Genomic DNA, 23878 nt, shown 5'->3' on the forward strand with positions numbered 1-23878 from the left:
GCTTGTTCTTGAACAGCCAATTAAAACGAACCTGGACGGTGCGAAATGTCTATCACGCGATCGAAAGCCGTAATGGTGGTAAGCAGCCTTGTTTTGAGCGCATGTGGTGGTGGTGGTGGCGGAAATTCCGACACAAATTGCACCAGTGGTATCCCTGGTTTATGTTCCATGCTGGGGACATCAAACGGAGGACCAACGTCAGAGCCGAGCGCGGCTCTGTTCACAACCGCACCTGGCGCAGTGACAATGTCGCCCGGAACCAGCGCTGAATACACAATCGGTGGCGGTACTGGGCCCTACATAGCAACGAGTAGCAACGCGAACCTGCTCAGAGTTAGCGTCAGCGGAAAATCCATGACCATCCAGAGTCTTGCAGCCGGGACTGCCAGTGTCGCTGTCACTGATTCCGCAGGACATAAAGTAACAATTGATGTGAATGCTGCGAATCCAGTGTTCAGTTCTGTGGAACTGTTCACCACTGCCCCGACCGAAGTCACGTTACCGTCTGGTGGAACAGTCAATTACATGATTGGAGGCGGGGCAGGGCCGTATACGGTAAGCAGTGGAAATCCATCCGTTGTCGCTGCAAGTGTGAGTGGCACGGTCCTCAAAATAGACGCTTTGTGGCAACAGTCCGCTTCCTCATCCCCCACACAAATCACAATCGTGGACACGAAAGGGGAGCGAGTGACGACAGGAGTGACGGTACTAGGCAAAGGGCAGACTGGTGTCCCGCCATCAATCTACCCTGCCTCAATCACTATCAGCGATTGCACCACAAACATCCCTTTCGTATTCACTGGTGGTACCCCCCCGTTCACGGTGTACACTGGCGACAACGCACGGGTTCCTGTTAGTGCCCCTCTGCCGTTTGGTCCAGACTCGTATTTCACTGCGGACATTCATATTATGGCCGGTGGCGCTCTCTCCCCCAACCCTACAAGCGCAGCTCCCTATAAAGTGACTCTGACAGTAATGGACAGCCAATCGCGAATTGCAACTGCGGATGCTCTTGTCGGCTCTCAATTCGCTTGCGCGACTAATGCCAAATTGGAAGTGCAGGCAGGATCTACCGTAGCTAAGGTCACTGAGAAGGTCACTTTCAGCGTCAGCGGCGGAGAACCACCATACACTGTCACTTCACGTAATCAAGCGAATGCCCCAGAGCAAATTGCTCGCACTGACGCCATCGCTAACTTGAATAACGGAGCCTACACGTTCAATGTCACTGCATTGTCTACGGGAGGGCCGTCCTTTGTGACTGGGGCATCGCTTATTACGGTCACCAGTCATGATGGACAGCAGAAGAACATCGTGCTGACTGTGTACCCGCAGCCGCCAAAGTTGCCTTGATTGCTCTGTACGCAGATAGCGCTACTCTAGCTATTGGCGAACCGCTGTCGAGATACTCAGCAGAACTACGAGTGACGTTGCCTTCGCCCAATGCGTCATTTCGCCGCCAGCCTTCTAGGACAGCCGAAAATGATTGGGGTAACTTTGGGGGTAACAATGGGAAATTCTAATACATAAAAAGACTTTTTTAGTCTATAGCTTATGAAATGTTCGGTAGACGCCGCCTCCACCAAGCTATCCAAAAAACCGCCAAGGCGGTTTTTTTCGTCAGCGCCAACTGCGGCGGGAATTGAACCCGCGGGACGCCGGGGATTTCCAGGGAATTCGGGGAGCACCGCTCCCCGCCGGAAATTCGACTTGCGCTTGCAAGCGCAAGGCTCTCCGATTCGTCTGATTGGAGGAAATCGCGCAGCGATTGCCTTCCGCCTCCACTACCCGCAGGTGCGCGGCGCAGCTCGCGCGTCATCTCTCGCCTTCAGCCATCTACAAGGCTGCGTCCCCTTGTTAGTGACGAGCTCGTGTCGGAATGTCAGACCTGACACCACTGTTGCGGACACCACTGTTGCTCGACGGGCAGAACTCGAGCGGCAGCACGAGGCGCGTCGATTGCGGTGTCGTTTCCGAAAACATCCTGAGCAGCATCTCGCCACTCTTGAGAAGGAGGTGGACAAGCTCACTTTGCTTTCCTAGTTTTTTTTCGTCAGCGCCAACTGCGGCGGGAATTGAACCCGCGGGACGCGGGGGATTTCCGGGGAATTCGGGGAGCACCGCTCTCCGCCGGAAATCCGACTTGCGCTTGCAAGCGCAAGGCTCTCCGATTCGTCTGACTGGAGGGAATCGCACAGCAATTGCTTTCCGGCTCCAGCAAAGCTATTCAAAAAAACCTGACCGACCCGAACTCGACGGTCGGCGGCTCACTGCTGCCGCAGCAGTTCGAAGCAAAGTCACTGGATTGCCGCAGGACTCGTTCCCCCTGAGCCACCGCGACGCCAAAACGCCCGTAAACGTCTGAATCAAGTCCTCATTGATCTCCAACGACGCGCGTCACTCGACATTTCCCGAGGCATCAAGAGGATGCATCCCACCCTCCTCTACAGTAGACATCTCGGCATACTGGTGAGGGATTACGCATGAACATCATCGGATGGATCAGAGTCGGAGACCAGGCTGCTTGCGGTGGCACTGTGGCCGAAGGGGAGCGGACGTTTACGCATGCGGGGCGGGCCTTCACCTTCCAGGGCGCGAAAATGTCCTGCCAGAAAAGCTGTGTGATTACCGAAGGCTTTGCACGCTCGATACTCTCCAATTCCGGCTGCCGGGTGCTGCACGGCATGAAAACTAGCGCAGGTTGCCCCCTCGTCTCCACGCTCAACGGCCAGGACGGCGTCAGCCAAGCTTCCGGCGATGCGCCGCCCGTCCGATTCGTTAAGAATGATTCAGGGGAATGGGCTGGCAAGGCCAACGAAGGCTACGACCAGCATTTCCTGCTACGCGACGAACAATCCGATGAGCCCCTTTCCAATCGCCATTATCGGCTTACATTCAATGGTCAGACGATTGAAGGAAAAACTGACGCGGATGGAAAAACCGCCAAGGTCGCCGCCGACGACCCATCCGAAGTGTCTATTGAAATCATGCCTGAAGGCTACAGCGGAGCAAGGGTATGAGGTCGGGACCGGTTTCGTATGCCACAGCGAAAGCTGCGATGACATTGAAATCCGACACCACGCCCATCACGATCAAGGTCAATAAACCTCGAGGAACAATTTATTGGGGTGGAGCTGGACTGGACGGCCCGTATATTTCCGATCAACTCGCTGCATTACAAGCTGTCGGCATACAAGATGTTTTTCGAGGAACCAGAACTTATACCATGTCGGTCGACTCTATACGTTCGGGCCTAAGTGTTCGATACCGGGACAGCCCAATCGACGAGGACTGGACGATTCACGGAATGGAAAGCAATTCATCACCGCAATTCAATATGGTAGGCTATTCTTACGGCAGCTTGGTCGCTGCGCAAACTGCTCAATTTTATGCCCACAATGGGCATGTCGTTGACCATTTGATTCTTGTCGCAAGCCCAATCGACAAAGAGTTTTTGGAACTCTTAAAGAAGCAAAAGAATATAAGAAAAATTGTCGTCAAAGACCTGATGGAGCATGGGGACCCGATATACGCTGGAATACCACAGATTCCTCTTCTGCTTTCCATACCCTGCCTCTTCCTGCAACTGAAGAAGACCAAGGACACCGGCGAGGGAACCGGTCATTTTTATTATGCAAGCACAAGTGCAAATGGAGCAAACAGAAGGCTCGATTTAGCAAAATTCATCTACAGCCACGGACTCAGATGAATACGAAGTTTGCACTCAAGGCCGTTGGCATAGCCTTGGCATCCGTGAGCTTCGCGCTGCAATTTTATGTGGTAGTTTTAGTCGTATTCGAGCTGTTCACCTTTGGGAGTGTAGGATTTCCCTCGGGACTCGCTTACGGCGCCAGTCTACCCTTCTCCTTGACCACCTATCTAAGCGCATGGGCGATCACATACAGCGTGCGAAATGAAATTCCCCTGAAAAAAATTCACGCCATATATGTTGGCTCACACGTTTTTATATGGCTCTGCATGTTTTCTTTTCCTGGAACGTTTGCTCCGCAATAACTAAAAAAATCGGCAAAGAATATGAGGTTCGCCCTGAAAACAGTTGCAGGCTCCCTTATTTTGATCAGTTTGGGACTTCAGGCCTATATCCTGCTCATGCTAATTTCCGACTTAGTTATCTTGCACCATACCGGAATTGTCACCGCTTTCGGCTACAGTGCGAGTCTTGCATTTTCCGTCCCAACCTATATCGCTGCCGTGCTTATTATTTACTGCGCAAACATCAGACTTCGAATGAAATGGATTCATGGATGTTATCTTGGCTCACACTTATTTATCCTGACTGTCATGTTCTTATTACCAGGAAACTTTGTATAGAAACCGAGCGCAGTTACGAATGCTCGTATATGGCGCCTGACTTCGTCAATCTTCGGAAATGCGTGCGGAGGATGCTTGCGGAATACGATATTTAGCTCAGCAAAGCTGGCGATCAAGGCCGGTACGATCAGACGCCCTTTGATGATTGCGCTGATTGCGTCGATGCTTTTCATCAGTCTGGGATCTCAAACCTGCACGCTGTATTTCGTCGCGTACGATATAGTTGCGACCGGAAAAGTAAATTTCGGAGCAATGTTTGCCTACATGGCGAGCCTTCCTCTGTCCGTAGCACCCTATCTTATTGCCAGCGCAGCCATTTACAACACCGGAACTGCCCTGCCGATGAACTGGATTCACCGCTATTATTGCTCATTACACGTCGCGATTTTGTCTGCGATATTTATGTTTCCTGGAAGCTTCAGCCCATGAAGTCGCACGTTGCGCACCTTCTCAAGTCTGATTTTTTGGATAGCCTATATACCCGTAAAGTATTCATTTTATGCCGGACATTCAAAAGCGCTTCCATAGCACTAAGCAGTAACCCAATAGCACAAGATAATGGCGCCCCGGTTCCCCAGAACGCCATGCACTCACCCAGCTAACCGAACCCGAACCTACGACGTCGGCCCCGGATCCGCCCCCGCCTGCTGCATCACCATCAATTCCTTCATCAGCGCATCGTTAAACGCCGGAATATCCGCCGGCTTGCGGCTCGTGATCAGCTTGCCATCCACCACCACCTCGTCATCGGTCCACTCCGCCCCCGCGTTGACGAAGTCTTCCTTGATTTCGGGATAGCTGGTCAGGTGCCTGGACTCGGCGATGCCGGCGTCGATCAGCAGCCACGGGCCATGGCAGATCGCTGCGATCGTCTTGTCCGCATCGTCGAACGCCTTCACAAAAGCGATCGCTTCCGGGATCTGGCGCAGCCGCTTGGGGTTTTCCTCGCCGCCGGGCAGCAGCAGCGCGTCGAAGTCGGCGGCGTTCGCCTGCGCCAGGCTCAGTTCGACCTTGAACCGGTCGCCCTGCTGGTCGTGGTTCATGCCCTGGACTTCCTCGCCGGCCTGTTTCGGCGAAATCAGGGTGACCTGCACGCCCTTCTGCTCGAGAAAACTGCGCGGTCCGGTGTATTCGACCTGCTCGACGCCATCGGTCATCAGGACCGCAACGCGCCGTCCCTTCAGGTCTTTTTCGCTCACTAGGTCTGCTTCTTCGCCCATATATCCTCCTGTCGGTTTCGTTCAATCGTTGGAAACGATTGTAGGTCGCCAGCTCCGCAGGCGTCGCGCGGAAGACTTGGGAAACGTGGCTACAGCAGGTAGCAGACGTCGTCGCGGTCGTGCCGGTTGGCGCGCGTGCTCAGGAAGCCGTCCAGACCGAGGCGCATGCTGCCGTCCAGGCTGGCGCCACCGACATCCTCGCGCCGCAGGACCACCTGCAGTTCGCGGTAGGGAATGTCGATGGCGAAGCGCTCTAACAAGGCGGCAATGCCGCGCGCCCCGCTGGCGCCCGGCAGGAAGCGCTGGAATACGGTGCTGGGCACCGGCCCCACCCGGATCCGGATGCCCAGCTCGGGCCGCGGCAGCCGGTCGCCAAGGGTGGCGCCGATGCCGACTTCGCAGTTGTTCGCACCCAGCCGGCTGCGCTCGCCCGGGCCGAGCACGTCCCAGCGGCCGGTGAACTGCTCCACTTTCACCGGCACCTGCAGGTATTCGCCCAGCACGCCCGCGATCAGGCCGGCCGACACCACACGGCTGCGCAGCTGGGCGGCAAAATAGGCCAGGCTTTCAAAGGAGAGGCCCGCTTCGGGCTGCCCGTGACCGGCGACGCCGCCGAGCGCCGCGAGCTGGGCCAGGAAGCGGTCGCGCTGATGCTCGTCCGGCCCGCCGCGCACGCGGTACTTGCACCAGGCGCGGTAGAACAGCGCCACCTGCCGGTTCGAGAAGGCGTCGTAGAAGGCGCGCGGGCCTTGGTCGTTCGTCGCGTGCTCCCACTCGCCAATGCGCTCGGTGTAGTGCAGCGGCAGCGTGCCGTTCACGCCCAGCAGTCCCATGACGGCGGTGCGCAGGCGCACGCGCGTGGCGCCATCTTCCAGCGCATCGAGCGCCAGCCCTTCGATTTCGCTGGACGGAAAGGCCAGCGACAGGCTGTTCTCGAAGCGGATGCTTGACTCCAGCGAGCCGCCCCCGCCATGGCGCCGTAGCCAGCGCGCCAGCAGCTTGATCGCCTGGAACAGCTCGACCTGCCAGGGTTCCTCGAGCAGCCGCTCGATCACACCAGGGTCAGGCTGCCGTTTCGGGGATCGCATCGCAGGAGTTCCCTGTCGGACTGGCTCGAGCGCACGACCAGCCGGGTGAAGCTGTTGATGTGCACGTACAGGCCGAAGAAGCGGTTCACCACTTCGGCAAACACGATCAGGCTGGCGCCGGCGAAGGCCTCCTCGTCGACCGTCATGCGTACTTCAGTGCCGTGCACCAGCGTGGCGCCGATCTTGTTGCGGATCCAGGCGGTGGACGGCAGGGTCTGCAGCGCGGTGATGCCGGCGATCTGGCGCTGGGTCGCGGCCGAGCGCGAGACGTCGTAGAGCGTCAGCACTTCGCGCAAGGCGTCGAGGTCGCCCAGCGAACGGTGGTTCAGGGCCAATTGCGCCACCAGGCGCCAGTGCGCGCCGCCCGATGAGGGAAAGCGGTGCGGCGGCGTGGGTTTGCGCAGCAGGTGGATCGGCAGGCCGCAGGTGGCCGTCTCGCTCATCAGGTCGCCCCCGGGCGCGCCCACGCCGGTAGTGGTCGCGTGCAGGCCATTGGTGCAGGTCAGGTCGATCGAGGCGACGCATTGTTCGTCGGCCGTCAGCGAAAAGCCGGCATCCGTAAACCCGATCTTCATGCGGTGGCGGTGCAGGCCGCGGTCGTCGCGCCGTGCGAACCAGTAGCGCTCGCGCAGCTCGCCGCCTTCGCCGTGCCGCAAGCCGTAGTAGGGACGGTATTCGAGCGACTGCGCCCTGCCCTCGCTGGTTCGCAGCACCGTGACGGCGTCGATGCTGTAGACCTCGACGTCTTCCTCGTGGCGGCCCGGTACGACGTCGTACATGGCCGTGCGGTGGGTAATCCGCACCGGCATGGCCGCCTGGTGGAACAGGTTGACCACCGGGGCGCAGCCGGGCACCAGGTGGGGCGCGCCCAGGGTGCCGAGTAGGCGCGCGGCGCCGGTGTCGCCGTGCAGGCCGTTCACGACCAGGTGCAGCGTGAAGCGGTGCGCGGCGGGAGGCAGCATCGGCGCGAGCTTGCCCAGGTCGATATCGATGAAGTGGAATTTTTCCGGGAAGGCGAAGTATTCGCTCAGCAGCCGGTAGGCCCCGTGCTCGCTCTGGCGCAGCGGCACCAGGGCGTCGTCGTCGCCGAAGCCGCCCAGCGCCAGCGGCATGCGTTCCAGCGGGCGCCATGCGCCGGTGTCGCCAGCCTCCAGGTAGCTGGCGCCGACGCGCATGAACAAGGTATCGAGCAGCGCGGCCGCCAGCAGCGGGTCGGCGTCGAGATACAGGCGCAGGCGCGGCATGCCCTGCTGCTGCAGCAGGCGCACCGGCGCCGCGCTCTCGATGGTGAGCGCGATCTGCCCGGTGGCGCGTGCCGGCAGGCGCACGCTGGCGGGCGCATGCACCACCGGCTCGTAGCGGGCTCTCGCCACGCCTACCCGCGCCAGGGTGGCCGGACTGGCGGTACGGAAGCGGCAGGCCGTGCCCTTGCCATGCAGGGCGCTCATTTCGGTGCCGCGCGGGACGGCATGCACACCCTCGCCCTTGCCGGAGGCATGCGGCCCCGGTTCGATGCCCACGCGGGCGATCGAACACGAAGGTATGCCCTGCAGGAAGTAGGGGTAGAGGCTGCCCAGCAGGGCCTCGGTAAATTCCGGATAGTCGTCGTCGAGCTTTTTCGCGGTACGCGCATTGAGCAGGGCGCAGGCCTGGATCAGGCGGCGGATGTGCGGGTCTTCGCTGCCGTCGGCGCCCATGCCGAGTTCGTTGGCCAGGCGCGGGTACTGGCTTGCCAGCTCGCGCCCGACTGTATTCAGGTAGACCAGTTCTCGCTCGTAATACGGCAACAGTTCTTCCATGGTGCGCTCCTGTCTAGTCTCCTAAGGTCGTGCAGTTTTGCGCAGGCGTTGTTGCGCACGCTCAAGAACAGATGAGCACTTGATTTATCCGCTGCGCGCAGGAGCCGCCCGAACTTGCCGCTTAGTCAGTAAAATGGCGGGCTCCCGCTAACGCCCCCAGCCTCCATGACCGCCGCTCTTTCCTCCGCCACGACCGCCGCTCCGGTGCGTACCGAAATCGCCACGCTGTGGCGCCTGTCCTGGCCGATGCTGGTCGGCCAGCTCGCGACGGTGGGCATGGGGGTGGCCGACGTGGCGATGACCGGGCACGTCAGCGCCGAGGAACTGGCCGCCGTCTCGCTCGGCACCTCGGTGTGGTCGATCGTGCTGGTCACCGTGATGGGCACGATGATGGCGATCAACACCGTCGTCGCCCACGAGATCGGCGCGGCGCGCTACGACCAGATCCCGCATTCGGTGCGCCAGTCGCTGTGGAAAGGCGTGATCGTCGGCTTGCTGGCCTGCCTGTTCGCCAACCTGTGCACCCTGCTGTTCGACCACGTCGGACTGGAGCAGCACGTCGCCGACCGCGCGGCCCTGTTCCTGCACGTGATCAGCCTGGGCATGCCGGCCTTTGCCTGCTACCGCGCCTTGTACGGCTACACCACCAGCATCAACCAGACCCTCCCGGTCATGTGGATCGCCATTTTCGGCCTGCTGTTCAACGTGGCCTCGAACTGGCTGCTGGTCTACGGCAACTGGGGCTTCCCGGCGCTGGGCGCGGTCGGCTGCGCGGTCTCGACCGCCCTGGGCATGTGGCTGATGCTGGGCGCCATGGTGTTCTGGGTGCGGTATGCGCCGGCCTACCGCCTCACCTACCCGTTCACCGGCTGGGAAGGCCCGGACTGGGCCGAGATCGGCCACATGCTGCGCCTGGGCGTGCCGATCGGCGTCACCTATTTTGCCGAAGTCAGCGCTTTCGCCCTGATCAGCCTGCTAGTGGCGCGCTTCGGGGTGGTGGCGGTGTCCTCGCACCAGGTGGCGCTGAATTTCGCCTCGCTGGTGTTCATGGTGCCGCTGAGCTTTTCGATCGGCATGATGACGCGCGTGGGACAGGCCATGGGCGAAGGCAATCCGCAGCGCGCCCGTTTCGTGGGCTGGGTCGGCGTGGGCATGTCGGTGGCTTTCGGGGCGCTGTCGGCGCTGTTCATCGCCCTGTTCCGCTGGGAGATCGCGGCGGCCTATACCTCCGACCCTGCGGTGCAGGCCGCCTGCGCCCATTTGCTGCTGTTCGCGGCCCTGTTCCAGCTGTCCGACGCCACCCAGGTGGCCACCGCATCCGCCATCCGCGGCTACCAGGTGACGCGCCCGCCGATGCTCATCCAATTGGTCGCCTTCTGGGGCGTGTCGCTGCCGCTGGGCTGCATCCTGGGGCTGGCGCCGCAGTGGTTCCCCTGGGTCCCGGCCGCGCCGATGGAGACCACCGGTTTCTGGATCGGCCTGGTCGCGGCATTGACCATCGCGGCGGTGCTGCTCACCTGGGCCTTCGAGAAGATCGCGCGCCAGCGCATCCGCGAGGGGGCGGCGCTGAAAGTCCCGACGTAATTACAGCTTTTCGAGGGGGACTCTGGTATCGTTCCGCCGTTGTAGCAAATTAACTTACACCAGAGACATTTCATGCGCCCTCTCCTGTTCCTCCTGGCCGCTCTCGCGGCCGCTCCCGCCTCGGCCGAACGCCTGACGCTGGACCGCATCTACGGCGATCCGGCCCTGGCCGGCGCTGCCGTGAAGAACCTGCGCGTGTCGCCCGACGGCGAACGCGTCACCTTCCTGCGCGGCCGTGCCGACAACCAGTACCAGCTGGACCTGTGGGAATACAACATGAAGACCAAGACCACCCAGCGCCTGGTCGATTCCAAGCGCCTGGTGCCGAACGAGGAGTTGTCGCTGGAAGAAAAAGCGCGCCGCGAGCGCGCCCGTACCGCCGGCCTGTCGGGCATCCTGACCTATAACTGGTCGCCCGACGGCAAGCAGCTCCTGGTGCCGATCGGTGGCGACTTGTACCTGGTCGATGCCGCCAAGCCGGATGCGCCGCGCAAGGTCGCCTCGGGCAATGTGATCGACCCGAAGATTTCGCCGAAAGGCCGCTACGTTTCGTTCGTGCGCAACCAGAACCTGGTGGTGATCGACCTGCAGACCGGCGCCGAGCGCCAGCTGACCACCGATGGCAAGGGCACGATCCACAACGGCGAAGCCGAATTCGTCGCCCAGGAAGAGATGGACCAGCACACCGGCTATTACTGGGCGCCGGACGATTCGGCGATTGCCTACCGCCGCTACGACGAAGCCCCGGTGCCGGTCGTGCGCCGCTTCGAGATCTTTGCCGACCGCACCGAAGTGATCGACCAGCACTACCCGGCTGCGGGCGATCCGAACGTGCTGATCGAGCTGATGGTCGTCAACCCGGCCACCGGCCAGCAGCGCAAGGTCGACCTGGGTAGCGAGAAAGACATCTACCTGGTGCGCGCCGACTTCAGCGCCGATGCCAAGACCCTCGTGTATCAGCGCCAGACCCGCGACCAGAAGCGCCTCGATCTCGTGGCCGTCGACGTCGACACCCTGGCCCAGCGCCCGCTGCTGAGCGAAACCTCCAAGACCTGGGTCAGCATCCACAACGACCTGCGCTTCCTGAAGAGCAAGAAGGCCTTCATCTGGGCCTCGGAGCGCAGCGGCCGCAACCACCTCTACCTGGTGGGACTGGACGGCAAGCTGATGCACCCGCTGTCGAAAGGCGAATGGGGCGTGGACAATATCCTGGCGGTCGATGAAACGGCAGGCAAGGTGTATGTCTCGTCGAACAAGGACGCCGTCATCGACAAGCAGACTTATGCGCTCAAGCTCGATGGCAGCAATGCCGGCGCCCCGGTGCGCATCACCAGCGGCGACGGCTGGCACGACGCTTCGTTTGCAGGCAACGGCAAGATTTTCGTGGACACCTATTCGAACCCGACCACCCCGCCGCAAGTCTCGATCCGCCGCGCCGACGGTTCGATGGTCGAATGGCTGGAAAAAAACGCGCTCGATGCGAACCACCCTTATGGCAAGTTCGTCGCCGACCACCTGCCGACCGAATACGGCACGATGAAGGCCAAGGACGGCCAGACCTTGCATTATTCGATCATCAAGCCGGCCAATTTCGACGCGACCAAGCGTTACCCGGTCTTCCTGTTCACCTACGGCGGCCCGCACTCGCAGCGCGTGACCCGCACCTGGGGCAATCACTTCGACCAGTACATGGCGCAGCAGGGCTTCGTGGTGTTCCGCCTGGATAACCGCGGCTCGAGCCGCCGCGAGCGCGCCTTCACCGACGCCCTCTACAACAACCTCGGCAAGGTCGAGGTGGAAGACCAGCTGACCGGCATCGACTGGCTGTCCAGGCAGAGCTTCGTCGATCCGAAGCGCGTCGGCGTATTCGGCTGGAGCTATGGCGGCTACATGACCCTGCGCCTGCTGGCGGCGGCGTCCAACAAGATCGCCATGGGCGTGTCGGTGGCGCCGGTGACCGACTGGGCGCTGTACGACACCCACTACACCGAGCAGTTCGTCGGCGGCACGCCGAAATCGGATCCGGAAGCCTACAAGCGCAGCGGCGTGTTCGCCCACCTGGACGGCATGAAGTCGCCCCTGCTGCTGATCCACGGCATGGCCGACGACAACGTCCTGTTCACCAACACCACGCGCCTGATCGACGAACTGGTCAAGCGCAACGTGCAGTTCGAACTGATGACTTATCCGGGCGCCAAGCACGGCATCTCGGGCAAGGTCAACCAGCGCCACGTGTACGGGATGATCGAGTCCTTCTTCAAGAAGAACCTGGGTGGCGTGCAGGCGAAGTAAGCCGGCGACACTTGTAACAGGACGAAGCAGCCGCGCCGACACCGCGGCTGTTTTTTTGCCCTTTCTTTATTCCATTCACGCATGCCGATGCCATTCAAACGCCTGTTTCAAACCGCTTTCCAAGGGACCAGCACCACCTGCGCACCCTGCCTTGCGCCGGCGCCGGCAAGCCTGGAGCGCCCCGAGGGCACCCGCGACTACCTGATCGCCACGCCGGCCACGCAGGCAACGGCCGGGCGCGGGCTGGTCGTGGTATTGCATGGCGCCGGCGCCTCGCCGGAACAGGTGCTGGGCATGGCCTTCCCGCCCTCGCCCCTCTCGGTATGGCTGGAAATTGCAGCGCGCGAAAACCTGGTGGTGGCGGCGCCCGGTGCGGGCAAAGCCGGCTGGAGCGATTGTTTCGCCAGCGATGCGCGCGTGGCCAGACAAGACGATGTGGCCTTCATCGCCGCCCTCATCGACCATGCGGTTGCCGAGCACGGGGTCGATCCGGGGCGCGTGTATGTGATCGGCGTCTCGCGCGGCGGCCACATGGCCTACCGCGTGGCCACCGAACTGCCGCACAAGCTGGCGGCATTCTCGGCAGTCCTGGCCTCGATGCCGCCGCCAGGCCGCGTCCGGATGCCAGAGCAGCCTGTACCGGCCCTGATCGTGGGAGGCACCCGTGACCCCCTGATGCCCTATTACGGCGGCAAATATTTCTACACCCTCTGGTTCGCCGATCCGGTGGGCAGCATCGAGGACACCGCGACGCTGTGGCGCGAGCTGGCCGGCCTGCCGGACGTACCGGAGGTCGTATCCATGGTCAGGCACAAGGACTCCGGCAACACCCGGGCTACCCGCTACATGTGGGGAGAGGCCGGGGACAGGATGCAGGTGGGACTCTATAAAATCGACGGCGGTGGCCACGTGGAGCCGAGCCGGCGCAAGCGCTACCCGAGCTTCATTCAGGCGCTGGTCGGCGCTCAGAATGCCGATGTCGAGGTCGCGGAAGCCGCGTGGGAATTTTTCAGGGACAAGCGCTTGAGCGCACCAGGCTGAGCCATCAAGCAAAACAGCCGCCCTCAGGGCGGCTGTTTCTCATCACGCGAATGAAACCGCGTTATGGACGGCGGGTCGTCGTCGTGGTCGTGGTGGTCGTGCGGCCATCGGTCGCATCGTCCAGCGCGTCGCGCACGTCACCCAGTTTCTCTTGGGTCTTGCCTTCGACCTGCTTTGCCAGGCCCTTGGCTTCCTGCGTTGGGCTGTCGATTGCATCGCCGAATTCTTCCTGAATCTTGCCGCCGATGTCTTTCAGTTTGCCTGCAACTTGGTCTTTGTTCATGGTCTTCTCCTAAAGAAAACATGCCCGGATGGCCATGCGTTGAGACCAGAATAGTGCAGCTCGCGGCGAGCTTCTGTTCGCGTTCACACATAGTGCGGCATCCGCTCCCGCGCGACATTTTGCTCCAGTGAATGCTAATCTTTTGTCAACGCGGCGCCGCCGCTCACCCAGCTCCCAACCATGACCGACCAACACGAAAAAGAACCCGCGGCCGATCCGCCCCACACCCAGGCTCGCGTCGCGCGCCGCGTCACCATGATCAGCGGCATCGCCGTGCTGTTCGCCGCGGGCGTCGCCGCGGTCGTGCTGGCCGCCGACGCCCTGTTGCTGGTATTCGCCTGCATCCTGTGCGCCATCCTGCTGTATAAACTCAGCGAGATCGTCGCGCGCAAGCTGCACATGAAGCGCAAGTTCGCACTGGCCCTGGTCGTGCTGCTGCTGCTCGCGATCATCGGCATTGGCGGCTGGGCAATGGCGCCCCAGATCGCCGAGCAGTCCGGCAAGCTGGCCAAGGAAATCCCGGCCGCCGTCGAGCGCCTGCAAAGCGAAGTGAAGCAGCACCCCTTGCTCAAGCGCATCGTGGCGGAACTGCCGCCGCCCGAGCAGATCGTCAAGCAGATGGGCAGCATGGTGCCGAACGCCGGCCTGTTCTTCGGCGGCGTGGTGGGCGCCTTGGGCAATGTGATCATCATCCTGTTTGTCGGCATCTACTTTGCCGCGTCGCCCCAGCTGTACACCAACGGCGCCATCCGGCTGGTTCCGCAAAGCAAGCGCCATCGTGCGCGCGAGGTCCAGCGGGAACTGGGACATACCCTGTCGAGCTGGCTGATGGGCAAGGCGGCGTCGATGCTGATCGTCGGCGTGGTCACTACCATCGGCCTGAGCCTGCTGGGCGTGCCGCTGGCGCTGATCCTGGGCATCATCGCCGGCCTGCTCGACTTCATTCCCTACCTTGGCCCGGTCCTGGCCGGCATCCCCGCCGTGTTGCTGGCGCTGTCGATCAGTCCGGACCTGGCGCTGTACACCATCCTGCTCTTCCTCGGCATCCAGCTGGTGGAAGGCTATGTCTTGCAACCAATGATCGAGGCCAAGGCGGTCGACCTGCCGCCGGCGCTGGTGATCGTGATGCAGCTGGTGTTCGGCACCCTGTTCGGTTTTGCCGGCGTGGCCCTGGCGACGCCGCTCGCGGCCGGTCTGGCGGTGCTGGTCGAGATGCTCTACATCGAGGATGTGCTGGGCGACCACTCCCGGGAAAAACACAAGGCCGGCTAGGGTCGGCTCGCCGCCCGCTATCGGTTCAACTGCCGCTGTAGCCGGTTGCAGACGGAGGCCGCTCTGCACGTATCGCAATGCCGGAAACTTTGATACGAGCATCGTAGGGCAAGCGGGCAGCCTGGTAAACGGTGCGAGCGGGACGCGCGGCCTCCGGGAAAAGTTCGGCAAATAATGTATTCGCCTCCGGGAGGTCCGCCAGGTCGATGAAGGCTATATCGACGAACACCAGATCCTGCAGCGTGAATCCGGCCGCCACCAAAACACGGCCAATATTTTGAAAGGCACGCCATGCCTCTTCTCGTCCAGTCCCGGGGATATAATGCCCATCGGCGCCGATAGCCAGTTGCCCGCTCAGATAACAGGTGTTGCCACTGACAACAGCATGACTGATCGGCGCCGACCATGCCGGCAGGCCCCCGCCGTCGGTGATGAATTTTTTCATTTCCGGTTCCCGAGTCGCAAAGATGATTGGCACTCTTCCGATGACGCTCTTTTCAAGCCTGGAACAGCTTTTTTAAGCGCGCCTGGCTGCGTTAATCGATGCGTTTAGCCTTGATCTTTTCTCCGCCCTGATGCAGCGTGACGAATTCAACCCGGCCTGACACTTCCTTATCAAAAGTCAGCACTGCATCAACTGCCTTGAAAAAGTAGCTGTATTCGCTTTCCGGATAGATCTCGAGCTGTTTCTGTCCCGACGCTTGGGCAAACAGGCGATCACCCTTGCGGGCAATGCTGAGAACCATATCGGGCGTCAGCTGGTAGCGCCCCTGAAGCAGCGCATATCGACGGCTGTCGACCCTCACCTGGCGATGGACTGGCGGCAGCCCAAGCGCCAAACGGGCCAGTTCGTCGGAAATTTTCCTTGCCAAAAAAACATCGCTGAAGTTACTCAACACGATGACCGTAAGCTTGTCGTCAGGATAGTAATCGAGCGTGGAATTGAACCCCGGCAAGGTGCCGCCGTGCTCATATACTTTCCGTGAGAACCGTTCGGCGATAAACCAACCCAGCCCATAGCGATGTCCGCCATCTGTGAACATCGCAGCCGTGCTCGCAGGGCTCAATATTTTCCCGTTCGCTAACATCTGCTGCCATGCGAGGAGATCGTCGACCGTGGCGTACATTCCTCCCGCAGCGCCAGCGAAACTCATATCGACGGGCCCTGCCTTGACGACATTATCGACCTCGTCGGAATAACCCTGCGCTGCCTGCTTGATAATCTTGCGGCCATCATCATAGCCAGAATTGACCAGATTAAAAGGTTTGAGAAGCTTTTGCTCAAGATAGTCCTGGTAGCTAAGCCCGCTGGCAGCTTCAATAATGAGTCCTAACAGAATATATCCCGTATTGTTATATTTGAATTTCGAACCAGGCTCAAAATCGAGGGGGACGGCCTTCACCAGTTCGAGCAACTGTTGCGGCGTGTGTTTGAGCCGGATTAACTTATCATCGAAATCCTTGTGTTCCGTATAGCTGGGAATGCCCGACGTGTGCGCGATAAGTTCACGTACGGTGACCTTTCCCCAGCTCGACGTTATACCTGGCAAGTACGTTTTGACAGGCTCATCGAGTTCAAGTTTTTTTTCATCCACGAGCTTCAATATCGCAGTTGCAGTAAACTGTTTCCCGATTGATCCGATGCGGAATCTCGTGCTCGTGGCATTTGGTATAGCCCACTCCCGGTTGGCGGCGCCAAATCCCTTCCGGAAAATGGGCTTCCCATTTTTCGCGACGAGCACCGTACCGCTGAACAGCGCATTTTTGACGTAGGCATTTATCAATACTTCCGCTTGCGCGGCATAGGCACTATCGATTTCTGCGTGAGCCGATGGCGGCATGAGTCCGATAAGGGCCAGGATTGACATGATCGACAACTGCATTATTTTGGCGAAACGCTTCATACACTTCTTTCTTGTTATTGATGTTATTTCTCTACAGGGAAAATCTACGGAAGCTAGGAGAACCGTGCACGGTACGCCAATGGGTTGATGCCGAAATTGCGAAGGAATACCCGCCGCAGATTTTGTTCTTCCGCGTACCCAAGCCTGATCGATATTGCCTTCAGCGGCAGCGTGGTGGACTCCAGCGCCCGGCAGGCGGCTTCCATTCGGATCGCCTCGACTGTTTTCGCCGGCGTTCGCCCAACCGTTGCGGTGTAAACACGCACGAAAGTACGAAGCGACATCTTGGCCTGTGCGGCCAGCCGTACCACGCTCAGGTCCTCATCGATATGTTCCGCGATCCAGGCGTGCAAACCTGCGAAATTGCCGTCGCTATTGGTCTGTGCGGTCAACGGTACGCTGAACTGTGATTGGCCGCCTGGCCGCTTGATGAACATGACCAATTGTCGCGCCGTCTGGATCGCAATCTGGTGCCCGAAGTCGGCTTCGATCAGCGCCAAACTCATATCGATACCAGCCGTAACGCCGGCCGAGGTCCATAACGCACCATCCTGGATAAACAAGGCATCGGCGTCGACTTCAATCTGCGGGTGACGCCGCTGCAGCCGTTCTGCCCAGGCCCAATGCGTTGCCACGCGGCGGCCGTTCAGTTGGCCCGCCTCTGCGAGAAGAAAAGCGCCGGTGCAGACCGAGCACAGCCGCCTAACGGTCGTGGCGCGCCTGGCGATCCAGGCAACGAGGTCCGGACAAGTGATGAATTCCTCTCCATTGCAACCGCCTGTCGTGATCAGGGTATCGATGTCCATGCTGTCCAGGCTGGCGAGTGCCAGCGTGTCAACGGAGAGTCCGGCACTGGTCGTCACGCTTCCACCACAGGAGGATGCGACGAGGGTCTCATAGAGCGCCGTGCCGCCACCACGTTCACTGATGCGATTGGCGGTGGCGAACGCTTGCAATGGCCCCGCCAGATCCAGCAAGTTCATGCCGTCATAGGTCAGAAAAACAAGCCGGCGGGATCGTGGAGTGAACATGCCGATGATCCTTATATTATTGCCATTTGGATATTGCCCTGGGAGCAGGACAAGGTCGCTTCCACAGGCGCTGCGCCCGTGTACCGAGAGGCGGTGGCGCCGCCCCTTGGTGACAGCGCTATGTTGGTAGGGATCTTACGTGGAGGAATATATGGCGTAAATGACAAAATATAGTCATTTCACGCCAAATTGCCGGCGCGGGTTACTTCGCGCAGCGCGATAACGATGGCGTTCCAGGCATCCGCACATGAAAAAGCCGCGCAGTGCGCGGCTTTTTGGGGAGGGAGGAACTTACCTGTTGCCCTTGACGATGTCTTTCACATCGCCGACCTTTTCCTGCACCTTGCCTTCAGCCTGGTTGGACACGCCTTCACGCTGCTGCTGGCGGTTGCCGGTGACTTCACCGACCTTTTCCTGGATCTTGCCGCCGATGTCCTTGGCCTTGCCTTTTACCTGGTCCTTGTTCATTGCAGTCACCTCTGGTTCGTGAAACGGAGCCCCACCTTAGGCCCGAACGTCGAGGGGTTCTGTGCGCCATTTAACCTACCGGTTTGCGCCAGACGCTGGCCAGCCAGGGCTGCTGCTCGCGCGGCAAGCCTGGCGGACGGTAGTAATGGTGCAAGGGAACAAACCCTGCCGCGACCAGGTAGGCTTCCCAGCTTGCGTAATCGTGGTAACTGCCGTAGCGCGGCCCGTTCCAGCCTTCCCGGTTGTCGCCGCGCGGGTTCGAGCTGAACAGGACGCCGCCAGGTTTCAGCGCAGTGTTGAGGTGCGCGAGCACGCCGGGCAGCTCGGCGCTCGGAACGTGGAACAGGGAAGCGTTGGCATAGACCCCGTCGAACATGGCTGGCGGCAGGTCGAGGTGCAGGAAGTCCTGGCACCAGACCTCGCAGCCGCTATAGGCGCGGGCCATGGCGGCGAAACGTTCGCTGCCGTCCAGGCCGATGGCCTTGTGGCCGAGTTCGGTAAACGTCTTGAGGTCGCGCCCCGGGCCGCAGCCGAGGTCGAGGATCGTGAACGGCGCGGGGGCCTCGATCGCGTTCAGCAACGCCTCGATGTTCTGGCGCACGTCGTGGTCGATCGTGCCGGCGAAGAAGGCGTCGGCGTTGCGGTTGTAGTGGTCCAGCGTGCGGTGGGAGATGTCGTCGGGGGTCATGGCGGCGCCGATAAGGAATGAGCCATTATCGGCGTAATCTCCAACAAGTGCTGCAAGGATGGGCGGCACGACAAGCGCCCATCCCCGCGCTACGCCTTTACCAGACGCGCACCCGCTGCTCCGGCGCCAGATACAGCGCCTGCCCCGGCTTCACATCGAAGGCCTTGTACCAGGCATCCAGGTTGCGCACGGTGTAGGTGCGGTACTGGCCGGGCGCGTGGCCGTCGGTCAGCACCACGCGGCGCATCGATGCTTCGCGCATCTTGCTGCGCCAGGCGTGCGCGAAGCCGGTGAAGAATTCGCGGTCGGCTTCCACGCCGGTACCCTTGCCGCTCGGCGAGACCTTGAACGCGTCATAGGCCGCTGCCAGGCCGGCCAGGTCGGACAAATTCTCGCTCAGCGTCAGCTGGCCATTCACGGCCAGGTCGTCGAAAGGCTTGTAGCCGTTGTACTGCTGCACCAGCTTCTGCGATGCGGTCTTGAAATGCGCCAGGTCTTCCTTGGTCCACCAGTCGCGCAGGCGGCCCTGGGCATCGAACTGGGCGCCCATATCGTCGAAGCTGTGGCTGATCTCGTGGCCGATCACCGAACCGAGCGCGCCGTAGTTCTGCGCGTCGGATGCCTTCGGGTCATAGAACGGCGCCTGCAGGATCGCGGCCGGGAAGTTCAGCGCGTTCTGCAGCGGCAGGTTGACGGCATTGACCAGCTGCGGCGGCATGGCCCACTCGGTCTTGCTCGGCTTTTGCCTGAGCTTCGCGAGCTGCTGGGTGTAATGGAATTCCTGGGCGCGCATCACGTTGCCCAGCGCATCCTTGTTCGATACCTGCAGGCCGCCATACGATTTCCAGGTATCCGGATAGCCCACACCGACATACATCGTGCGCACTTTTTCCTTGGCCTGGGCGCGGGTCGACGGCGCCATCCAGTCGAGCTTGTCGATGCGGCGGGTAAAGGCGTCCTTGATGTTGGCGACCATCTTCTGGATGTGCGCCTTGTTCTCGGCCGGGAAGTATTTGGCGACATACATCTTGCCGACGGCTTCTTCCATCGCGCCATTGGTGGCCGCCAGGGCCCGCTTCCAGCGCGGCGACTGCTGCGGCGAACCGGTCAGGCCCTTGCCGTAGAACTCGAAGCGCAGGTCGGCATAGGCCTTCGGCAGCGTGCCGGCGTACTGGTTCAGGCTGTGGAAGGCCAGGTAATCCTTCCAGGTGGCCAGGTCGGTGGCCGCCACCTGCTCGGCCGCGCCCTTGAGCGCGCCCGGATGGTAGGCGATGAAGCGGTCCTGGCCGCTCAGGCGCGCACCCTTCATGAAGGCGTTCCAGTCCATGCCCGGGGCCTTGGCGGCGAAGTCTTTCATCGTCCAGGGGTTGTTGGCTTTCTGGATGTCGCTTGATTCTTCGCGGGTGGCGTGGCTTTCGGCCAGCTCGGACTCGAGCGCGAAGATTTTGGCGGCGCGCTGCTCGGCATTGTCCATGCCGGCCAGCTTGAGCATGGCCACGATGTATTGCTGGTATTTGGTGCGCAGCTCGGCCATCTTCGGGCTGGCGTCGAGGTAATAGGCGCGGTCCGGCAGGCCGATGCCGCCCTGCAGGAAGTAAGGCAGATTGCGCGACGGGTCGGTCAGCCCCTGGTTGATCCACACGCCGAACAGGTTCGGGGTGGAGAAATTGGTGGCGTTGAGCGGGTCGACGTCGGCACGCAGGAATTCGCCCAGCACCCGCGCCAGGCCGGCGCGGTCCTTGATCGCGTCGATCTTCGCCAGGCGCGGCTTGAGCGAAGCCAGGCCGGCGGCCTCGATCGCGCTTTCATTCATGTAGGCGGTGTAGAAATCGGCCACCTTGCGCGCTTCGGCGCCGGCCGACTTGCCGGCTCCCGCTCCTTCGATCAGCTTGACGATGCGGCCATTGCTTTCGTCGGCCAGCGCGGTCATCGCGCCCCAGGAGCCGCGGTCGGCCGGGATCTCGGTCCTGGCCATCCACTCGCCATTGGCCCAGGCGTAGAAATCGTCGCCCGGCAGCATGACGGCGGCGGCCGGCCTGGCCGTCTGGGCCGCCGGCGTGGCGGCCTGCCCGGCGGCCTGGGCCGGGGCAAATGCGAAGGCGGCGCCGCACATGGCGAGGGTGATTGCAGTCTTGATCGGAGTCCAGCTGGTCTTCATAGCTTCCCTTCAATGAATAATGGTGGCTTAGTTGTGGTGCAGGTATTGTAAGGCGGCGCGTACCTGCGGCAGCAGGCGCGCCTTCTGGGCCGCGCGCACGCGCACGCCATTGCCGACGCGCTCGGCTTCGACCACGGCATCGGGGCCGAAGTTCTTGCGCATATAGGCTTCCATCATCTCGGCATGGGCCGGATTGCTCGACGAGGACACGATGCTGGCGAACAGGGCGTTGCGGCCCAGGGCTTCCATATTGTTCAGCAGCGCGTCACGATGGGCAATAGCGAAATTCCAGGTCTGGTCCGGATGCTCGCTGGCGATCCCGCCCACGATATACGGCACCAGATCCGGCGGGGTTTGCGGCGACAGCAGCCATTGCAGGGTACGGGCGGCCAGCGCCGGATCTTGCGCGCCGGCAAGTGCGCGGCCGTAGCGGTTGCGCTCTTCGCTGGTGGCGGCGTTGGCGGCGCGGCTGGCCAGGATGTCGTAGGTGGCGGCGTCGGCATAGCGGCCGGCGGTGGCGGTGACGAAATCGATCATCGAGGGCGGCACCGCGGCCGGATCTTGCAGGAGCCGCGCAAAGCGGGCGCGGCCCTGCTCGATCGCCACCGGGTCGCCGGCGCGCGCCAGCGAGGTCGCGAGCATGCCGCGCAGCTGGGCGTCCTCCGCGGTTTCGCCCGGCTTTTCGTCCCAGCCGAGCCCGTCGAACTTCGGGCGCGCCAGGTCGATGAAGAAGCGCCGGATCAGCGCCCGCTCCGGCTCGCCGCGTGCGAGCGAGTCGAGCGTGCGCAGGTGCGACAGGATGGCTTCCCACACGGCCAGGCGCGGCTCGTCGCCATAGCGCCGCACCAGGTTCAGGTAGCCGTCCAGGCCCATGCGGCCGTTCGAGGCCAGGCTCCAGGTATCGGCCAGCAGGCGCAGGCGCGTGCTGTCGGGCAGGCGCGGCGCCTGCTCGGCCAGCGCACGGAAACTCGCCGGGTCGTAATGCAGGCGGAAGTAACCGACGCTGTGCGGGTCCACCACCAGCGCGCCCTCGCAACTGGCCTGGACCAGCGTCGTGCTGGCGCCTGATAGCAGCGTGTACCAGGCCTTGCCGTTGACGGTGCCGACCTGAAGCGGCACGTTCCACAAGCGTTTCTCGACGGGCGGCTCGTCCAGGCGGTATTGTTCCTGCGACAGCGTGACCTTGCGCTTGCCGTCCTCGCACACCTGCTCCACCTTGATCAAGGGGAAGCCCGGCTGCGTGGTCCAGTCCGAGGCCAGTTTTGCCACCGGCTTGCCGGACGCCTTTTCCAGCGCCGCCCACAGGTCGGCGGACGTCGTATTCGAATACTGGTGCCTGGCCATATAGGCGCGCATGCCCTTGCGGAAGGGTTCTTCGCCCAGGTAGGCCTCGAGCATGCGCAGGAAGGCCTCGCCCTTTTCGTAGGTGATGGCGTCGAACGCGGCCGCGGCCTGCTCCTCGTTGTCGATCCGGGCCTGGATCGGGTGGGTGGTCTTGCGCGCGTCCAGGTTCATCACGTATTCGCGCTCGGCCACGCCGTCCAGGTAGGGACGCCATTCCGGGTGGAAGTGCTGGGTTGCCTTGGACGCCATCCAGGAGGCGAAGCCTTCGTTGAGCCACAGGTTGTCCCACCAGGCCATGGTCACCAGGTTGCCGAACCACTGGTGGGCGACTTCGTGGGCATTGATGTTGAAGGTGAATTTCTTGACCCGCTCCGGGGACTTCTTCGGGTCGTACAGCAGGGTCGGCTCGTTATAGACCACGGCACCCCAGTTTTCCATCGCGCCATTGAAACCGCCCGGAATCGCGATCTGGTCGAGTTTCGGCAGCGGGTACGGGATGCCGAAGTAATTATTGAAGTAGTGCAGCAAGTCGCGCGTGGCGGCCAGCGGGAAGACGGCCGAGCCGAGCTTACCCTCGGTCGTGACGATGCCGATGTCGACGCCGTCCTGCTTGCCGGCCAGACGCTCCAGCTCGCCCGCCACCAGCACCACCAGGTAGCTCGGCATCTTCGGGGTATTGCCGAAGGAAATGCGCTGCATGCCCCCAAGAAGCTTTTCCTGCTTCTCGATCGGGGTGTTGGAATAGGCCTTGAAATGGCCCGGTACGTCGACCGTCAGTTTGAAGCGGGCGCGGAAGGCCGGCTCGTCCCAGGTCGGCAGCATGCGGCGCGCGTCGCTCGGGGCCATGGTGGTGGCGATCAGCTTCTTGTCCGCCCCGCCCGCCTTGTAATTGACATAGAACAGCCCGCGTCCCTCACGGTTGATCTGGCCGCGGAAGCGCATGGCCAGTTCGTATCTACCCGGCGGGAGCAGCTTGGGCAGGTCGAAACGCAGGGTCTGCTGCGCCTTGTCCAGGATGGGAGTGAGCGCGAGTTTGCCGACGCCCTTGCCGGACAGGCTGGCCGCCTCGATCTCCAGGTGGTCGGCGTTGAGCATGATGGTCGAGGTCGCGTTCAAGACTTCGATTTCCACCGTTTGCGACCCGCGGAAGCTGTTGCCCGCGACGTCAGGCATGATATGGGCGGCATATTGCAGCGGAATCACGTCCTTCGGCAGCTTGCCGGGCGTGGCCGCGAACGAAAACGGCGCCTCGGCCTGGGCCGTGGCCGCAGTCAGCGCGAACGCGGCTGCTGCGGCGGTGCGCGCCACTAGCATGTCTCTCATAGAGTTCTCTCTCGAATCTGTTTTTATTTGATGTCGGTCGCGCGCCGTGGC

Annotated in this window: 19 protein-coding genes; 8 read left to right on the top strand and 11 right to left on the bottom strand. The window is 61.6% G+C overall.

What is annotated here, in order from left to right; genetic code table 11:
* Window positions 1-354: 354 nt before the first annotated feature.
* From AC56LR_RS19120 to AC56LR_RS19135, 4 genes are all read left to right on the top strand, one after another.
* Window positions 355-1353 (top strand): hypothetical protein, encoded by a 999-nt coding sequence (locus AC56LR_RS19120; protein ID WP_497132679.1) that lies wholly within the window; start codon window positions 355-357, stop codon window positions 1351-1353.
* Window positions 1354-2483: 1130 nt separating this feature from the next.
* Window positions 2484-3020 (top strand): PAAR domain-containing protein, encoded by a 537-nt coding sequence (locus AC56LR_RS19125; RefSeq protein ID WP_497132680.1) that lies wholly within the window; start codon window positions 2484-2486, stop codon window positions 3018-3020.
* A 38-nt stretch (window positions 3021-3058) separates the two neighbouring features.
* On the top strand, window positions 3059-3709 hold the full coding sequence (locus AC56LR_RS19130; protein WP_497132681.1) for a hypothetical protein: 651 nt from the start codon (window positions 3059-3061) through the stop codon (window positions 3707-3709).
* Between the two features lie 698 nt (window positions 3710-4407).
* Window positions 4408-4761, top strand: coding sequence for a hypothetical protein (locus tag AC56LR_RS19135; RefSeq protein ID WP_497132683.1), 354 nt, complete (start codon window positions 4408-4410; stop codon window positions 4759-4761).
* A 185-nt stretch (window positions 4762-4946) separates the two neighbouring features.
* Here AC56LR_RS19135 and AC56LR_RS19140 read toward each other — a convergent pair whose 3' ends face one another.
* The 3 genes from AC56LR_RS19140 to tssF form a co-directional block, all read right to left on the bottom strand.
* Window positions 4947-5552, bottom strand: a complete 606-nt coding sequence (locus AC56LR_RS19140; RefSeq protein WP_497132685.1) for a type 1 glutamine amidotransferase domain-containing protein — start codon at window positions 5550-5552, stop codon at window positions 4947-4949.
* Window positions 5553-5641: 89 nt separating this feature from the next.
* Window positions 5642-6640 carry a type VI secretion system baseplate subunit TssG gene (gene tssG, locus AC56LR_RS19145; protein ID WP_497132687.1) on the bottom strand — a complete coding sequence of 333 codons (999 nt, stop codon included), beginning with the start codon at window positions 6638-6640 and terminating at the stop codon, window positions 5642-5644.
* Complete coding sequence (gene tssF, locus AC56LR_RS19150; RefSeq protein WP_497132689.1) at window positions 6604-8439, bottom strand: type VI secretion system baseplate subunit TssF; 1836 nt, start codon at window positions 8437-8439, stop codon at window positions 6604-6606. Before tssF ends, tssG begins: the two co-directional genes overlap by 37 nt.
* A 165-nt stretch (window positions 8440-8604) precedes the next feature.
* Here tssF and AC56LR_RS19155 point away from each other — a divergent pair, with 165 nt between their 5' ends.
* The 3 genes from AC56LR_RS19155 (at window position 8605) to AC56LR_RS19165 (ending at window position 13356) form a co-directional block, all read left to right on the top strand.
* Complete coding sequence (locus AC56LR_RS19155; protein WP_497132691.1) at window positions 8605-10023, top strand: MATE family efflux transporter; 1419 nt, start codon at window positions 8605-8607, stop codon at window positions 10021-10023.
* Between the two features lie 72 nt (window positions 10024-10095).
* Complete coding sequence (locus AC56LR_RS19160) at window positions 10096-12315, top strand: S9 family peptidase (RefSeq protein WP_497132693.1); 2220 nt, start codon at window positions 10096-10098, stop codon at window positions 12313-12315.
* A gap of 87 nt (window positions 12316-12402) precedes the next feature.
* A complete protein-coding gene (locus AC56LR_RS19165; RefSeq protein ID WP_497132695.1) occupies window positions 12403-13356 on the top strand; it encodes a CE1 family esterase in 954 nt (317 codons plus the stop codon).
* Window positions 13357-13417: 61 nt separating this feature from the next.
* Here AC56LR_RS19165 and AC56LR_RS19170 read toward each other — a convergent pair whose 3' ends face one another.
* Entirely contained in the window at window positions 13418-13639 is a 222-nt protein-coding gene (locus AC56LR_RS19170; RefSeq protein WP_497132697.1) for a CsbD family protein, read from the bottom strand.
* 180 nt (window positions 13640-13819) lie between these two features.
* Here AC56LR_RS19170 and AC56LR_RS19175 point away from each other — a divergent pair, with 180 nt between their 5' ends.
* Window positions 13820-14911: an AI-2E family transporter gene (locus AC56LR_RS19175; protein WP_497132699.1), complete on the top strand. Its 1092-nt coding sequence runs from the start codon at window positions 13820-13822 to the stop codon at window positions 14909-14911.
* Window positions 14912-14936: 25 nt separating this feature from the next.
* Here AC56LR_RS19175 and AC56LR_RS19180 read toward each other — a convergent pair whose 3' ends face one another.
* The 7 genes from AC56LR_RS19180 to AC56LR_RS19210 all read right to left on the bottom strand — a co-directional run bounded on the left by AC56LR_RS19180 (window position 14937) and on the right by AC56LR_RS19210 (window position 23827).
* Window positions 14937-15356, bottom strand: coding sequence for a RidA family protein (locus AC56LR_RS19180; RefSeq protein ID WP_497132701.1), 420 nt, complete (start codon window positions 15354-15356; stop codon window positions 14937-14939).
* Between the two features lie 91 nt (window positions 15357-15447).
* A complete protein-coding gene (locus AC56LR_RS19185; RefSeq protein ID WP_497132703.1) occupies window positions 15448-16815 on the bottom strand; it encodes a serine hydrolase in 1368 nt (455 codons plus the stop codon).
* 53 nt (window positions 16816-16868) lie between these two features.
* Entirely contained in the window at window positions 16869-17846 is a 978-nt protein-coding gene (locus tag AC56LR_RS19190) for a GlxA family transcriptional regulator (RefSeq protein ID WP_497132705.1), read from the bottom strand.
* A gap of 291 nt (window positions 17847-18137) precedes the next feature.
* Window positions 18138-18314, bottom strand: a complete 177-nt coding sequence (locus AC56LR_RS19195) for a CsbD family protein (protein WP_497132706.1) — start codon at window positions 18312-18314, stop codon at window positions 18138-18140.
* Between the two features lie 70 nt (window positions 18315-18384).
* Entirely contained in the window at window positions 18385-19002 is a 618-nt protein-coding gene (locus AC56LR_RS19200; RefSeq protein ID WP_497132707.1) for a class I SAM-dependent methyltransferase, read from the bottom strand.
* A 97-nt stretch (window positions 19003-19099) separates the two neighbouring features.
* Window positions 19100-21160, bottom strand: a complete 2061-nt coding sequence (locus AC56LR_RS19205) for a M13 family metallopeptidase (RefSeq protein ID WP_497132709.1) — start codon at window positions 21158-21160, stop codon at window positions 19100-19102.
* A 27-nt stretch (window positions 21161-21187) separates the two neighbouring features.
* Entirely contained in the window at window positions 21188-23827 is a 2640-nt protein-coding gene (locus AC56LR_RS19210; RefSeq protein ID WP_497132711.1) for a M1 family metallopeptidase, read from the bottom strand.
* Window positions 23828-23878: the final 51 nt, after the last annotated feature.

It is taken from the genome of Telluria sp. ZT3P39 (genome assembly GCF_059685935.1).